General features: G+C 67.8%; 17 protein-coding genes. 4 read left to right on the plus strand and 13 right to left on the minus strand.

The window, feature by feature from the left end; genetic code table 11:
* The first annotated feature begins 69 nt into the window (after positions 1-69).
* On the plus strand, positions 70-1,248 hold the full coding sequence (locus GO488_RS04855; protein ID WP_162316664.1) for a redox-regulated ATPase YchF: 1,179 nt from the start codon (positions 70-72) through the stop codon (positions 1,246-1,248).
* Between the two features lie 28 nt (positions 1,249-1,276).
* On the opposite strand, the gene GO488_RS04860 is transcribed toward GO488_RS04855, so the two are convergent.
* The 10 genes from GO488_RS04860 to GO488_RS04905 form a co-directional block, all read right to left on the minus strand.
* Positions 1,277-2,131, minus strand: a complete 855-nt coding sequence (locus tag GO488_RS04860; protein ID WP_162316665.1) for a UbiA family prenyltransferase — start codon at positions 2,129-2,131, stop codon at positions 1,277-1,279.
* Positions 2,132-2,191: 60 nt separating this feature from the next.
* Complete coding sequence (locus tag GO488_RS04865) at positions 2,192-2,563, minus strand: hypothetical protein (RefSeq protein ID WP_162316666.1); 372 nt, start codon at positions 2,561-2,563, stop codon at positions 2,192-2,194.
* Positions 2,564-2,617: 54 nt separating this feature from the next.
* Entirely contained in the window at positions 2,618-3,742 is a 1,125-nt protein-coding gene (locus tag GO488_RS04870) for a pyridoxal phosphate-dependent aminotransferase (RefSeq protein ID WP_162316667.1), read from the minus strand.
* A gap of 71 nt (positions 3,743-3,813) precedes the next feature.
* Positions 3,814-4,977, minus strand: a complete 1,164-nt coding sequence (locus tag GO488_RS04875) for a thiolase family protein (RefSeq protein WP_162316668.1) — start codon at positions 4,975-4,977, stop codon at positions 3,814-3,816.
* A gap of 78 nt (positions 4,978-5,055) precedes the next feature.
* Positions 5,056-5,826 carry a cytochrome b family protein gene (locus GO488_RS04880; protein WP_162316669.1) on the minus strand — a complete coding sequence of 257 codons (771 nt, stop codon included), beginning with the start codon at positions 5,824-5,826 and terminating at the stop codon, positions 5,056-5,058.
* A 4-nt stretch (positions 5,827-5,830) separates the two neighbouring features.
* The gene (locus GO488_RS04885; protein WP_162316670.1) at positions 5,831-6,634 is read right to left on the minus strand and encodes a cytochrome b; all 804 of its coding nucleotides are present in this window, start codon (positions 6,632-6,634) and stop codon (positions 5,831-5,833) included.
* A gap of 3 nt (positions 6,635-6,637) precedes the next feature.
* Positions 6,638-7,501, minus strand: a complete 864-nt coding sequence (locus tag GO488_RS04890; protein WP_162316671.1) for a ubiquinol-cytochrome c reductase iron-sulfur subunit — start codon at positions 7,499-7,501, stop codon at positions 6,638-6,640.
* Positions 7,501-7,923, minus strand: coding sequence for a DUF7318 family protein (locus GO488_RS04895; RefSeq protein ID WP_162316672.1), 423 nt, complete (start codon positions 7,921-7,923; stop codon positions 7,501-7,503). The genes GO488_RS04890 and GO488_RS04895 overlap by 1 nt, the downstream gene beginning before the upstream one ends.
* Positions 7,923-8,609, minus strand: a complete 687-nt coding sequence (locus tag GO488_RS04900; protein ID WP_162316673.1) for a halocyanin domain-containing protein — start codon at positions 8,607-8,609, stop codon at positions 7,923-7,925. The genes GO488_RS04895 and GO488_RS04900 overlap by 1 nt, the downstream gene beginning before the upstream one ends.
* 61 nt (positions 8,610-8,670) lie before the next feature.
* Positions 8,671-9,555 (minus strand): DUF7319 domain-containing protein, encoded by an 885-nt coding sequence (locus GO488_RS04905; protein ID WP_162316674.1) that lies wholly within the window; start codon positions 9,553-9,555, stop codon positions 8,671-8,673.
* Between the two features lie 87 nt (positions 9,556-9,642).
* On the opposite strand from GO488_RS04905, the gene GO488_RS04910 reads away from it, so the two are divergent.
* Both GO488_RS04910 and GO488_RS04915 read left to right on the plus strand, forming a co-directional pair.
* Complete coding sequence (locus GO488_RS04910; protein WP_162316675.1) at positions 9,643-10,125, plus strand: DUF7321 family protein; 483 nt, start codon at positions 9,643-9,645, stop codon at positions 10,123-10,125.
* Between the two features lie 64 nt (positions 10,126-10,189).
* Positions 10,190-11,185 carry a sodium:calcium antiporter gene (locus tag GO488_RS04915; protein WP_162316676.1) on the plus strand — a complete coding sequence of 332 codons (996 nt, stop codon included), beginning with the start codon at positions 10,190-10,192 and terminating at the stop codon, positions 11,183-11,185.
* On the opposite strand, the gene nth is transcribed toward GO488_RS04915, so the two are convergent.
* Positions 11,186-11,869: an endonuclease III gene (gene nth / locus GO488_RS04920; RefSeq protein WP_162316677.1), complete on the minus strand. Its 684-nt coding sequence runs from the start codon at positions 11,867-11,869 to the stop codon at positions 11,186-11,188.
* A 110-nt stretch (positions 11,870-11,979) separates the two neighbouring features.
* Here nth and GO488_RS04925 point away from each other — a divergent pair, with 110 nt between their 5' ends.
* A complete protein-coding gene (locus GO488_RS04925) occupies positions 11,980-12,513 on the plus strand; it encodes a GNAT family N-acetyltransferase (protein WP_162316678.1) in 534 nt (177 codons plus the stop codon).
* On the opposite strand, the gene GO488_RS04930 is transcribed toward GO488_RS04925, so the two are convergent.
* The gene (locus GO488_RS04930; RefSeq protein ID WP_162316679.1) at positions 12,510-12,974 is read right to left on the minus strand and encodes a redoxin domain-containing protein; all 465 of its coding nucleotides are present in this window, start codon (positions 12,972-12,974) and stop codon (positions 12,510-12,512) included. The two genes, GO488_RS04925 and GO488_RS04930, sit on opposite strands and share 4 nt — an antisense overlap.
* Positions 12,975-13,020: 46 nt before the next feature.
* Entirely contained in the window at positions 13,021-13,308 is a 288-nt protein-coding gene (locus GO488_RS04935; protein ID WP_162316680.1) for a hypothetical protein, read from the minus strand.
* Between the last annotated feature and the right edge of the window lie 9 nt (positions 13,309-13,317).

Genomic DNA, 13,317 nt, shown 5'->3' on the forward strand with positions numbered 1-13,317 from the left:
CCCGGTCGGAAGCGATTCGGCGACCCGCGAACCGAAACCCCCTTTCCGCGGTCACTGGTACGTGGTGGCATGCTCTCTATCGCACTCGCCGGCAAGCCCAACGCCGGGAAGTCTACCTTCTACAAGGCGGCGACGATGGCCGACGTGGACGTGGGCAACTACCCGTTCACGACCATCGACGCCAACCGCGGCGTCAGTCACGTCCGCACCGACTGCCCCTGCCTCGACCGCGAGGAGCGCTGCGGCGACGACGACTGTCACGACGGCAAGCGCTACGTCCCCGTCGAACTCATCGACGTGGCCGGTCTCGTCCCGGGCGCACACGAGGGCCGCGGTCTCGGGAATCAGTTCCTCGACGAACTCACCAACGCCGACGTCATCCTCAACGTCGTCGACGCCTCCGGCGGGACCGACGAGGAGGGCGAACCCGTCGAGGTCGGCGAACACGACCCGGTCGAGGACGTGGACTTCGTCGAGGAGGAGATGGACCTCTGGCTCGCGAGCATCGTCTCCCGGAACTGGGAGTCCGTCGAGCGGCAGTCCCGCTCGCCGGATTTCGATCTGGACGAGGCGCTCGTGGACATGCTGACCGGCGTCGGTGCGACGGAACTCGACGTGGCGCGGACGCTGCGTGATTTAGAGTACCCCGAGGACCCGATCGCGTGGACCGATGACCACCGCGAGGCGCTGGCCCGCGAGATCCGCCGACGGACGAAACCCATCGTCGTCGTCGCCAACAAGGCCGACATCGCGCCCGAGGGCAACGTCGAGCGGCTCCGCGATGCCGCCGAGAGAGTGGTTCCCGCCACCGCCGACGGGGAGTTGGCGCTACGCAAGGCCGCGGAGGCGGGCGTGGTCGCCTACGACCCCGGCGACCCGGGCTTCGAGATCGTCGGCGACGTGAGCGACCAGCAACGCGACGGCTTGGAGCGCATCCGCGAGGTGATGGCCGAGCACGGCGGCACCGGCGTCCAGGGAGCGATGGACACCGCCGTCTACGACCTGCTGGACCACATCACGGCGTATCCGGTCCAGAACGACGCGAAGTGGACCGACGGCCAGGGGAACGTCCTCCCCGACGCCTTCTTGCTTCCCCGCGGCTCGACGCCGAAGGACCTCGCCTACGCCGTCCACTCGGACATCGGTGACGGCTACATCCACGCCGTCGACGCCCGCGAGGGGATGCGTATCAGCGACGAGGAGGAACTCGAAGAGGGCTCGGTCATCAAGATCGTCAGCGACAACTGAGCGCCACGAGGTCGCTGTCGCTCGTCGCTCACGCCAGCGGTCGGAACCACACTGCCGCGACCAACACGGCCAAAAAGAGGTACGACCCTCGTATCAGCAGCATCGTCGCCAACTCCGACTCCGCGCGCTGAGCGACGGCGGCGACGACGCCGAAGACGAGGGCCGCGCCGGCGGCGCTCGGCGGGATGCCGGGGAGCGCGACCGCGAGGCCGACGACGCCGGCCATCGCCGCCACCAACAGAGCGAGCGCGAACCGTCTGGCCCGCGCCGGTCCCAGCACGACGGCGACGGTGCGTTTCTGAATGGAGCTGTCGTAGTCGTAGTCCTTCTCGTCGTCGATCACCTTGATGCCCGTGAGCAAGCAGAGGAAGACGGCGGCCAGCCCGAGCACGCGGGGGCTGAGCGCCGTCGCCTGCGCGTAGTAACCGCCGAGGAGCGCGAGGGCGATGCCGGCGGGGTAGCCCATCGTCGCGCCCACGGGGTTGAGGTCCAGTTGCGGGGCGTGCGCGTAGCCGATGACCCACGTCGGCAGCGTCAGCAGGGCCGCACCGGGGCCGGCGAGGAGCCATAGACCCGCCGTACAGCACGCGAACCCGATGCCGGCGGCGACGAGCGCACCCCGACAGCCGCCGACGGTCAGCGGATGGTCCTCGTCCTCGCCGCGGAGGTGGAAGTCCACGTAGCCGTCCTTGACGTGGGCGGTGTAGACGGCGAAGAACATGGCGGCGGCGTGCAGCCCCGCGACGGGGAGCGAGACGTCGCCGGCGAGCACGGCCCCGAACAGCGACGTGGCCAGCGGCGGGAGCATGAACACCGGATGGACCTGCGAAGCGAGCGCCCGCCCCGCGGCGAGCGGCCCCGCTCCACGTCGAGAAACTGCCATACGGTAGCGAGGGTCGCGCGACTGAAAAATTCTCGTACGCTACCGCCCCCTAGGAGCGAACTATCGCCAGTTGTCCCGGTCTAACACGAACTGTGAGATGTGGGACGCCAGTTCGCGTGCGGCGGCCTCCGTCGGCGCGTGGAGCTCGCCCGACACCGGGCCGGCTTCGCCGCCGACGCCCTCCGTCTCCGAGATCGGATCGGTCCCAGTCGGGTACGGCCGCCGCGACCGGACCCGGTCGCGCAACTGCTGGACGACTGACGGCGAGAGCTGTCGGTCGAGGTGTTGAAGGTCGTACTTGACGATGTGGCCGCGGGTCGCGTTCCGGACGGCGATGACCGGCTGTCCCCGTTCGGCGCATCGCTCCCAGATGGCCCGTTGCTCGTCGGTCGTCTCGTAGACCGGGACGTTCGACGGCGCGAGGTGTTTCATCGCGCGAGACTAGGACCCCGACGACTATGACGCTTCGCCGGGTTTCGGCCCGAATTAGGCTTTCACGGCGGCCGTGGCCTCGGCCATGATGTCGATGGCCTCTTTCAGTGTCTCCATGTCCGTCGCGTAGGAGATGCGGGCGTACCCGTCGCCGTGCTCGCCGAAGGCGTCGCCCGGGACGACGATGACGCCGCGGTCGATGACCTCCTCGACCCAGCCGTCCGGCACCTTCGGCATCGCGTAGAACGCGCCCTTCGGCGTCGGACACGCAAGCCCCATCTCCTCGAAGCCGGCGAGGAGGACGTCACGGCGTTCTTCGAAGGCCTCGCGCATCTCCGCGACCGGTTCCTGCGGCCCGGTGAGCGCCGCCTCCGCGGCGTACTGCGCCGGCGCTGAGGCACAGGCCTGCGCGTACTGGTGGACCCGCAACATCCGCTCGATCCGCTCGTTCGACCCGGTGACCCACCCGAGTCGCCACCCGGTCATCGAGTAGGCCTTCGAGCAGGCGTTGACGACGACGACGTTACCCGTGTCGTCGAACGCCGCCGGCGAGCGGTGTTCGCCGTCGAACACCTGCTTCTCGTACACCTCGTCCGAGACGCAGAGCACGTCGTGCTCGGCGGCGATGCGGGCGAACTCGCGCATGTCGTCGGGCGACTGCACCGCGCCGGTGGGGTTGGCCGGCGAGTTGACGACGAACGCGGCGGTGTCGTCGGTGATCGCCGCCTCGACGTCGTCGGGGTCCATCGTCAGGTCCTCGCGCAGCTCGACCGGTTTCGGCGTCCCGCCGGCGAGGTGGGTCAGCGCCTCGTAGGAGACGAAGCCGGGATCGGGGAAGAGTACCTCCTCGCCCTCGTTCACGTGGGCCTCCAGCGCGATGTGCAGCGCCTCGCTCCCGCCGGAGGTGGCGATGACGTCGTTCGGGTCGACGTCGAAGTCGTTGTCGCGGGCGTGCTTCTCGGCGATGGCCTCGCGGAGCGACTCGGTTCCCTTGTTCGACGTGTAGGCGTCGGCCTTACCGGCGCGGATGGCCTCGACGGCCGCCTCGCGGGCGTGGTCCGGCGTCGGGAAGTCCGGCTGGCCGAGGCCGAGGTTGATTGCGTCCTCGCCGGCGGCCTCGAACACCTCGCGGATGCCCGAGATCGACACCTGTTCGACGCGCTCGGAGAATCGTGTCATACTCTCTCGCGTGAGTGCCGCCCCGATAATGCTCCCGATTTCCGCGCTCGGTGAGTAGCCGCCGGGCGGGACTACCGCACCAACGACATCGCTATCGCGCCCCCGCCGCCGACGCTCATCCCCACCACGCCTCTGTCCAAATCCTCGCGCTCCATCGCGTAGACGAGCGTCGTCGCGAGGATGCCGCCGCTCGCACCGATCGGGTGGCCGAGCGCGACCGCGCCGCCCAGCGGGTTGTGTTTCTCCGGCGGGATGTCGAGCTCGTCGGCGACGTACACCATCTGCGCGGCGAAGGCCTCGTTGAGTTCGAAGTGGTCCACGTCCGCCACCGAGAGGTCGTTCTCGTCCAGTAGCTCCGAGACGGCGTCGGCGACGGCCAGCGAGAACTCCGCGGGGTCGCGGTAGGAAACGGCGTAGTCCTCGACGTGTGCCATCGGCCCCACGCCCGCGGCGTCGGCCGTCTCCGCGTCGGCGAGCAACACCGCTCCCGCGCCGTCGGCGAGTTTCGAGGCGTTGCCGGCCGTTATCGTCCCCTCCTCGCCGAACGCCGGCGGGAGCGTCGCCAACCGCTCGACGGTGGTCTCGGGGCGCGGTCCCTCGTCTTCGGTGACGAGACGGTCACCGACCTCCACGGGCGCGATCTCCCGCTCGAAGAGGCCCGCTTCGATGGCGTCGGCCGCGCGGTGGTTGCTCCGCCGGGCGTACTCGTCCTGTGCCTCCCGGGAGATGTCGAAGCGCTCGGCGATGCGGTCGGTGAGCGTCCCCATATGAGCGTCGTAGCTCTCGTCCCACAGCGAGTCGTGTATCATCGCGTCCACGAGCGTCGTGTCGCCGTGACGGCGGCCGCCGCGCAGCTCGCGGACGAGATACGGCGCGTTCGACATCGACTCCATTCCGCCGGCGAGACACGTCGACGCTCGACCCGCGTCGATGCGGTCGACGGCGGTCGCGATCGCCCGCAGGCCGGACCCCGACGCCTCGTTGGTCGTCGTCGCCGGGCAGTCGTCGGGCAGCGGGGAGTCGACGACGACCTGCCGCGCGGGCACCTGTCCGACGCCCGCCTGGACGGCGTTGCCGAGGCAGACCCAGTCGACGACGTCGGGTTCGACGCCGGTGCGATCGAGAACCCCCTCGACGGCGGCCCGTCCGAGCGCCGTCGCCGAACGCTCCGAGAGTTTCCCGAGCAGGGCTCCGTGTGCGGTGCGAGCGCCGTCTACGACGACCACGTCGGTCATGCGAGATAAATGACGCCGAGGCTACAATACTGTTGGCCCGCGGATTCGAAGTGAATCGCGACGAAAAATCGAAAGCCGCTACTTCGGCGGCCTGAGCCGGTAGTACCGGCGGTTGAGGTCGAACATGTACCCCTCGCGCATCGCCTTCAACACCGCGTAGGTGATGGTCGCACAGACGATCGGGAGGAGGAACGTCAGGTCGAATAGCAGGTGCGAGTCCATCGGAACCAGGTTCTTGATGGACAGCGCGGCGATGGTGAAGCTGAAGATGACGCCGGCCATTCCGACGGCCGCCCAGAACGGCTGTTCGACCGGACGGCGCGCGGAGCCCTTGTTGAGGAAGGGGACGATGGCGACGAAGCCGACGACGACGACGTTCGCCAGCACGCCGTAGGTCCGGTCGGCCATCAGCTTCTGTCCGCCCAAGATGCTCAGGTTCGGGTTGAGCGGCCCGAGCTTGAGGAGGCCGAACGACCAGTAGAGATACCAGTCCGGCAGGATGATAGCGGGCGTCACGCCCGAGTTCGCCGGGTTCGGCATCTCCGGCGGGAGCGCCGCCGAGACGAACAGGATCATCCCGACGAAGAAGCTCGTCAGCGCGAGGTTCCGTATCATCTCGTGGGGCCAGGCCGGGAACCCGAGCACGTCGCGCTCGACGTAGTCGGACTGCTGGCGCAGGTCCTGGTCCTCGCGTCGCGCTCGCTCGAAGTACTCGTAGGTGAGCCGCGAGAGGCCCTGTTTGCGTTGCTTGCGCTCGGACCAGGTGGGCGTCTCGTCGTCAGGTGCGACGATCCCGCCGCCGCCCGAGCCGTCTGTGCGAACGTCGTCGTCGGTGTCGTTTTCGCTCATGGTATCAGTGTGGTTCCGCGATGCCCTGCATCCAGACGATGCCGATGTGGACGGCGACGAGCGCCGTCGTGATGAACGGCAGGAAGAACACGTGCAGGATGTACATCCGCTGCAGCGTGGACTGTGAGAGGGTGAAGCCGCCGAACATCAGCTGTGCCACCCACTCTCCGATGAGCGGGATGGACAGCGACATCTCGACGCCGATCTGACCCGCCCAGTACGACAGCTGACTCCAGGGGAGCAGGTAGCCGGTGTAGCCGAACACCAGCGTCAGCGAGATGAGGACGATGCCGATGAGCCAGTTGAGCTCGCGGGGCTCCTTGTACGCGCCCGTGAAGTAGACGCGAAGCATGTGCAGGAACACCGCGGCGACCATCACCTGCGCGGCCCAGCGGTGGACCGAGCGCAGGAAGTAGCCGAGGTTGAGCTGGCCCATGATCAGCATCACCGAGTCGTACGCCACCGTCGGCGTCCCGTCGGCGGCCGCGGCGGCCGGGGCGTAGTAGAAGCCCAGCAGCGCGCCCGAGATGGCGGCGACGATGTACGCGACGGTCGAGAACGACCCGAGCGCGTACAGCGGGTACCAGTACCAGAACTTGTTGTCGAGGTTGTACTGCTCGGTGTGGCTCTTCGGCATCTGCATGTTGACCTTGTAGTAGAGGTCTTCGAGCAGTTCCAGGTAGTCGACGACCCGGAGCCGCTTGTCGAGCCAGATGAGCGTGGTCAGGTAGATGGATTCGAGCGGCGATAGCTCGCGCGATTCCATCCAGCCTTTGTGGTCGTGTTCGTCTTTGCGTTCGAGGCTCATTGTCTAATCTGTCTGCGGGGGTCGCGGGAGCGCGACGAACTGTTTCTTGACCGGGCTGAACGGGTCGTACACCGACTGGTGACACTGGCAGTAGATGAGGTTCGCGGCACCGAAGCTCGCGCTTCCGGCCTGCGTCTTGAAACCGGGGACACAGCAGAAGTGCGTACACTTGTTCAGCCACGCGATGAATCCGTTCTGGGTGGCCGCGGAGATGAAGCTCTGAATGTCGCTCGAGAGGTCGCTGTACTGGCCTTCGCCGTTGGCCATCTTCTCGACGTGGGTCGAGCGGATTATCTGAACGGGGACGCCGTCTTCTCCGGCGTCGGAACGCCACACCGCACCGGCCGGCTTTCCGACTCCCGAACTGCCGATGCCGTTACCCCACTCCTTGTAGTCGTCGAACATCTCGACGGTGAGGGGCTCTCCCTGCGGAATTTCGCTCTGCCACTCGTAGCTGCCGGGACTGCTGAGGAACGTGTTCGTCCGCTCGGCCTGCGGGTAGATGCCCGGCGAGCTCTGGACGCCGCAGTACTGGAACCAGGCGGAGGAGTAGTCGATGCCGCTTCCGCCGAAGTTCTTCGCGATGGCGACGCCCTCTTCCTCGCTGAACTCCGGCCAGACGCCGGTCAGTTCGCCGCCCTCGATGGTGAGGGGGATGATCGGCATCCCGCGGGGCGCGGGGCCGTCGACGTTCTCTACGGCGACGAAGTTCGTCGTCCCGCCACCCTCCCCGGCGGCGTCCGTGGTGGCGCTTACGGCCGCGGCACCACCGACGCCGACGCTTGAGAGCGCGGCGCTTCCGACGACGCCCTTTACGAAGCGTCTTCGGCCGGTCTCGGCTGGATACTTGTCTTCGTCTAGTGGCATTATTTCTTGTAATAGGGGTAGACCGCGCGTTTGATAGACTCAACGAGTTCGTCCCTGTCGCCGCCCACCGTGGAACCGTCGACCTGGTCCTGTCGGACGTAGAGGTCCTCCCACTTGCGACGGCGCTTCTTGACGATCATCACGTCGGGGAGGAACTCCTTGCGGTACAGGAGCATGACGAACGCCAGGTCGAGGAAGATGACGGTCAGGACGCCGCCGAGGAACATGTTGGCCTCGATGAGGCGCACCGTCAGTTTCGTCCCGATACCGGACGCCCACCCGGTGAGCATCCCGTAGGTGAACAACCCGACGAGGACGATCTGGATGAGCGTCAGGAGGACGATTCCGACCGCCGCGGCCGTGCTCTCTCGGGGGGGTTCGTAGCGGTGGATGTCACCGTACGTGGAGCCTTCCGATGCCATCAGTTGTTCCCTCCGCTCGTGTGCGGCGATTCACCGTATTTCAGCTGGAAGAACGTGAAGATGAGGGGGATGATGACCGCCAGCCCCGCGCCGAAGCCGACGTAGTGGGGCTGGATGGGCACACCGGCCTCGTGGGGGTTGACCTCCTGAACGCCGCTGTTGAGGTTCGTCGTCGGATACTCCGACCCGACGACGATGGCTCCCTTCATCCCGTTGCCCCGGTGGGGGCTGCAGAAGTACTTGTAGATGCCGTCTTCCTCGAAGGTGTACTCGTAGTGGACGCCGGCGCTGGAAACGGTACTGCCGGAGTCGAGCGGTCCCTCGCCCTCCGAGAGGACGTTGTGGCCGCCGCCGTTGCCGGTCCACTCCCACTTGACCGTCGCGCCGTTGTCGACGTGAACGGCGGGCGGGGCGAACGCGAAGGCGCCGCCGTTCCCTTGGGCACCGACCGTCACCGTCACCTCGCTGCTGCCGGTCTCGTCGACCGTACTCCCGGGGCCGGCGAAGTTACCGACGTTACTGAACCAGTTACCGTAATCCGGGGCTGTGTTGCCGCCGCCGCCACCGCCGCTCGAACCGTTGCCGCCGCCGCCCTCTTCCTGGGCAGCGGCCGTGCCGGCGGTTCCGAGGGTCGCCGCAGCGCCTGCGGCACCCCCTGCAGTCCGGACGAACTCCCGCCTGTTCATATACGTCCGAGACTCAGGACTGTGTTTGTATAAACCCACCGGATACCGCCCGCAGGCACCGTCATGCCCCGGCTTCGTCGGTCTCGTCGCGCTCCGTCCGGTCCCGTTCGTTCTGGGGTTCGAGTTCGGGGACGAAGTCGGGTCGCTCGCCGTCCGCTAAGCCGACCGCTCTGAGCCGGTCGCGGTACTCCTCGGCGCGGAACTTATCGGAGAGGCGCGCGTTGGCGACGGTGAAGAAGAGGACCAGCGCGATCCCGACGAACGCGAGGCCGGCGACGAACAGCGCGACGACGTTCGTTCCGGGCCCGCCGAGGACGCCTGCAACGGCGAGCACTCCGCCGACCAGGAGGACGACCCCGGCGAGCAACTGCGCGCCGGCGATGACCTGTAACATCAAGTTTCCGAGCTCGCCGCCGCCCTCCGCCACCGCCTCGGGGTCGGGAAGGGGGTTCTCGGACACCGTCTCGGGCACCTCGTAGGAATCCATCGACGCGAGCGCGATGGTCGGTTTCACGTCGCGCAGCACCGTCCCCTCGCCCTCGACGCTGCCGTCGGGGTAGACGACCGCGTACCCCTCGTCGGAGTACGCCAGCACGCGCGGCGGTTCGCGGTGGCGTTCGACGCGGGCGAAGACGTCCCGATTCGCCACGCGGTTGCGGAGGTCGCGCGCGACGCGATCGAGCAGTTCGTCGCCGGTGATCCACGACTCGTCGTCGAAGGCCACGTCCCACTCCTCGGCGGTCATCTCGGCCATGTCCGCTGGGCCGAAGTCGTCGAAGTCGTACTTCTCCTCGACCTGCTCTCGGAGCGCCTCGGTGTCGAGGCTCTCGCCGCGTCCGTCCTCTCTCGCTGAGGCGGCGTCCGACCCGTCGGCCGCCGCGGCCGACTCTCGACCGGGGTCCTCGTCGGCGTCCGCCGCGGATGACGTCGAGTCGGTGTCTGCCATCGTCGGCTACTTGGCTTTCCTCGGACTTACGCCTTCTGACCGACCGCATTCGGCACGTTTTAGCGCGTCGTGCCCTAACGAGCGGCTATGGTGTCGGACTGGTTGGTCGCCACGGTGGCGCTCGTGTCGGTGACGCTGAGCCTGCCTTGCTTTCTCTACGGCGCGTACTACATCATCGAGACCGAGCCGGTCACGTGGGGGGTGCTGATGCACCACCTGAAGTTCGTCGTCACGGGGCTGGTCCTGACGACGGTACCGATGCTGTTCTGGATGGCTCCCCGGCTCGTCGACCAGTTGGGCGGCCTCTCGGCGGTCCACGCCTACCTCGGTCTTCAGGCGTACGCCCTCCTCCTGTTCGGTGGGACCGGTATCGTCCGCATCTTCAGCGCCAAGCGCGAGCACGACCTCTACAACGACTACGACGAGGACCTGCTGATGGACGAGATCGGCGGCGAGCGGATGAGCCACTGGCGCTCGCGCCTGCGCATCGGCGTCTTCGGCTACGTCATCTTCTGGATACTCGCCTACCTCGTCGGCGTGGTCCGGTTCGTCCTCCGGTACGTGCTGTGACGGACACACCAAAATCTCAGGTGGGTGGGCCGCGTGCCGAGCAGATGGGAGAGAGCACGTCGACATGGTAGCGCTCGATACAGCGACGATACTGGAACTCGCCGCCGGGACGGTCGCGCTCGTGACGCTCGTGAAGGGGGCCGGCACGGCCGTCGCCCGCTCGCTCGCGCTGGCGCGGCACTTCGACGTCTCCGAGGACCTCGTCGGGATGTTCGTCCTGTCGATCGGCACGAGCCTCCCCGAGATCGGCACGCACCTCGTCGCGTCGGTCGGCATCCTCGGCGGACGCCTGGAGTACGTCGTCGCCTCGGGGACCGTCATCGGCGCGAACATGGGCGCGTCGACGGCCCAACAGCTCTTCCTGATGGGCGTGTTGTTCGTCGGCTACGGTCGATACAGGCCGACGAAATCGTTCCTGCGGTCGAGCTACCTCCCGATGCTAGGCGCGTTCGTCCTGCTTCTGGCCCTCGGAGTCGACGGCACGATCTCTCGACTCGACGGTGCTGTCCTCCTCCTCGCGTTCGCCGGCTACGCCTACCGTCGGTTCAGCGAGCCGGTGGACCGCGCCGTGCTCGCGGAGGTGCCCCAGGAGAGCACGCGAGTCGGGCGGGATGCGGCGGTCGCCGCGGGAGCGCTCTTGCTCGTCCTCGCGAGCGCGTTCGTCGTCCTCAGCGTCGTGGAAGCGACCGTCGACCGCCTCCGCCTCAGCGGGTCGATGCTCGGCGTCGTCACCGTGGGCATCGCCGCGGCGCTCCCCGAGCTCACGACGGTCATCGAATCGATCCGCCGCCGCACGCCCGCGCTGGCGCTCGGGACGCTCGTCGGCAGCAACGTCGTCAACCCGCTGATCGGTATCGGTCTCGGGGGCGTCGTCTCGACGTACGCCGTCCCGCCGTCGGTAATCCTCTGGGACCTGCCGTTCAAACTCGCCGTCGGGGCCGGGCTCTTCGCGTATCTCCGCTTCGTCGGCGACGGGTCGCTCGGCCGACGAGAGGGCGGGACCATGCTCGTCCTGTACCTCGGCTACGTCATCGGCCGGCTCGTCCTCTTCCCCGGCTAGTCACCACGGCTCGCCGCTGGCGAGGTCGACCTCGCTGTCGCCCTTCTCCGAGGGACAGATGTCGGCCAGCACGCACTCGCCGCACTCGGCCGTGCGCGCGCCGCAGACCGCGCGGCCGTGGTCGATGAGCAGATGGGTGAACTGCTGCCACTCCGTCTCGGGGACGACCTCCAAGAGGTCCTGCTCGATGGCCTCGGGGCGCTCCTCCTCGGTCAGGCCGAGGCGGCGCGAGAGGCGTTGGACGTGCGTATCGACGACGATGCCCTCGACGACGTCGTGGCCGTGCTGGAGGACGACGTTGGCCGTCTTGCGACCCACGCCCGGAAACTCGGTCAGTTCCGACATCGTATCAGGGACCTCGCCGCCGTGTTCCGCGACGATCTTCTCGCCGATCCCCTTCAGGTAGCCGCCCTTGTTGTTGTGGAAGGTGATGCCGTAGATGTCTTCGGCCAGTTGCTCCTCGCTGGCCGCGGCGTAGTCCTCGGGCGTCTCGTATTTCTCGAACAGCTCGGCGGTCACCTCGTTGACGCGCTCGTCGGTGCACTGCGCCGAGAGGACGACGGCGACCAGCAGTTCCAGCCGGTTCGAGTAGTTCAGCGAGATGGTCGAGTCGGGGTACTCCTCGTGGAGTCGGTCGACGACTTCCTCGGCCTGCGCTCCGCGGCTCTCCAACGGTGTTCCCATGCCACGACGAGGGGGTGGGACCGCCTTTGGCGTATCGCTCTCGAGGACGGGCACGAGTCGTCGTGTCACACCGTCGAAACGCTGTTGTCGGCCGCCGGCGATTGCGAGGTATGCCCGGACCCGCCTTTCTCCGCGGTGAGAAGGTGACGCTCCACGTCATCGGTGACGACGACGTGTCGTTCCTCTACGAGACCATCAACGACCCCGAGGTCCGAACCGGCCTCTCGTTCGCCCGCCCGAAGACCGAACGGGCGGAGCGCGAGTGGGTCGAGTCGGTCACCGACCCCGACGCCGACGACGTCCACTTCCTGATCTGTGACGACGGCGACCCCGTCGGTACCGTCGGCCTGCGGGACCTCGATACGCGCATCGGCAACGCCGAAATCGGCTGCTACCTCGTCCCCGACGCGTGGGGAAAGGGGTACGCTACCGACGCGGTGCGGGCGCTCCTCGGCCACGCGTTCGAGCAGCTCCGCCTCCACAGGGTCCACGCGCGGGCCGTCGCCGACAACCAGGGGTCGAAGCGAGTGCTGGAGAAAGTCGGGTTCGAACGCGAGGGCGTCATGCGCGATCACTGGTACCGCGACGGGGGCTACGAAGACGTCTACCTCTACGGACTGCTCGAACGCGAGTGGCGGGACTAGAGCGACTCGACGGCGTCCAACACCGCCGAGAGGTCCGGCGGGTCGCCGTTCGGTGCCTCGCGCTCGTCGGCCCACGCGAATCGCACGCGACACCGGCCGTCGACGAGGAACGCCGCTCGGCGCGTCGAGCCGTCGGGTCGCTGGACGCCGAACTGCGCATCGACGCCGGGGTGGTCGACCAACAGCGGGAACGGCAGTTCGAGGTCGGACGCGAAGGCTCGGTGGTCCTCCAGACTGCCGGGCGCGACGCCGAAGACGGCGATGGCGTCGGTCAGCGCCCCCCAGTCGGTGTCGCGGAGCGCTTCGAGATACGAGCGACAGGCCGGCGCGAAGTCCTCGGCGTAGAACGCGACCAGCACGGGTGCCCGGCCGGTCGCCGCGGAGAGTCGATAGGCGCCGACGCCCTCGCCTGCGGTGCCCTCTAAGTCGAAGTCCGGTGCGGGGTCGCCTGCGTCGAGCATTACCGGCGAGAAGCGCGGCGACGAGAAAAAGTGTCGGGACGAGCGCTCAGTCGGCCATCGTCTCGTGGCCCTTCGCCACGTCAGCCGCGTCGGCCGGGGTCGCGATCCGGTAGGCCGCGTACAGGCCCAGGACGACCAGCCCCGCGATGACCAGACCGGTTCGGACGGTCGGGTCGACCATCGGCGTCGCCACGATCTCGCCCGCCTCGTTCGTCACCGGGGCCGCCCCATAGGGCGCGCCGGCGAGCATCTCTACGATGCCCAGGCCCACGATGCCCAGCAGCATCAGTCCGCCGCTCAGTGCCATCGCCGCCTCGTCGATGATGTCAGTCATGCCTTGTCA

The sequence above is a fragment of the Haloarcula limicola genome, assembly GCF_010119205.1.
Lineage (GTDB): Archaea > Halobacteriota > Halobacteria > Halobacteriales > Haloarculaceae > Haloarcula > Haloarcula limicola.

Excerpts from the sequence above, each read along its gene's own strand:
- GO488_RS04855 (WP_162316664.1), top strand. The coding sequence starts at position 70 with ATGCTCTCTATCGCACTCGCCGGCAAGCCCAACGCCGGGAAGTCTACC.
- GO488_RS04860 (WP_162316665.1), bottom strand. The coding sequence starts at position 2,131 with ATGGCAGTTTCTCGACGTGGAGCGGGGCCGCTCGCCGCGGGGCGGGCG.
- GO488_RS04865 (WP_162316666.1), bottom strand. The coding sequence starts at position 2,563 with ATGAAACACCTCGCGCCGTCGAACGTCCCGGTCTACGAGACGACCGAC.
- GO488_RS04870 (WP_162316667.1), bottom strand. The coding sequence starts at position 3,742 with ATGACACGATTCTCCGAGCGCGTCGAACAGGTGTCGATCTCGGGCATC.
- GO488_RS04875 (WP_162316668.1), bottom strand. The coding sequence starts at position 4,977 with ATGACCGACGTGGTCGTCGTAGACGGCGCTCGCACCGCACACGGAGCC.
- GO488_RS04880 (WP_162316669.1), bottom strand. The coding sequence starts at position 5,826 with ATGAGCGAAAACGACACCGACGACGACGTTCGCACAGACGGCTCGGGC.
- GO488_RS04885 (WP_162316670.1), bottom strand. The coding sequence starts at position 6,634 with ATGAGCCTCGAACGCAAAGACGAACACGACCACAAAGGCTGGATGGAA.
- GO488_RS04890 (WP_162316671.1), bottom strand. The coding sequence starts at position 7,501 with ATGCCACTAGACGAAGACAAGTATCCAGCCGAGACCGGCCGAAGACGC.
- GO488_RS04895 (WP_162316672.1), bottom strand. The coding sequence starts at position 7,923 with ATGGCATCGGAAGGCTCCACGTACGGTGACATCCACCGCTACGAACCC.
- GO488_RS04900 (WP_162316673.1), bottom strand. The coding sequence starts at position 8,609 with ATGAACAGGCGGGAGTTCGTCCGGACTGCAGGGGGTGCCGCAGGCGCT.
- GO488_RS04905 (WP_162316674.1), bottom strand. The coding sequence starts at position 9,555 with ATGGCAGACACCGACTCGACGTCATCCGCGGCGGACGCCGACGAGGAC.
- GO488_RS04910 (WP_162316675.1), top strand. The coding sequence starts at position 9,643 with ATGGTGTCGGACTGGTTGGTCGCCACGGTGGCGCTCGTGTCGGTGACG.
- GO488_RS04915 (WP_162316676.1), top strand. The coding sequence starts at position 10,190 with ATGGTAGCGCTCGATACAGCGACGATACTGGAACTCGCCGCCGGGACG.
- nth (WP_162316677.1), bottom strand. The coding sequence starts at position 11,869 with ATGGGAACACCGTTGGAGAGCCGCGGAGCGCAGGCCGAGGAAGTCGTC.
- GO488_RS04925 (WP_162316678.1), top strand. The coding sequence starts at position 11,980 with ATGCCCGGACCCGCCTTTCTCCGCGGTGAGAAGGTGACGCTCCACGTC.
- GO488_RS04930 (WP_162316679.1), bottom strand. The coding sequence starts at position 12,974 with ATGCTCGACGCAGGCGACCCCGCACCGGACTTCGACTTAGAGGGCACC.
- GO488_RS04935 (WP_162316680.1), bottom strand. The coding sequence starts at position 13,308 with ATGACTGACATCATCGACGAGGCGGCGATGGCACTGAGCGGCGGACTG.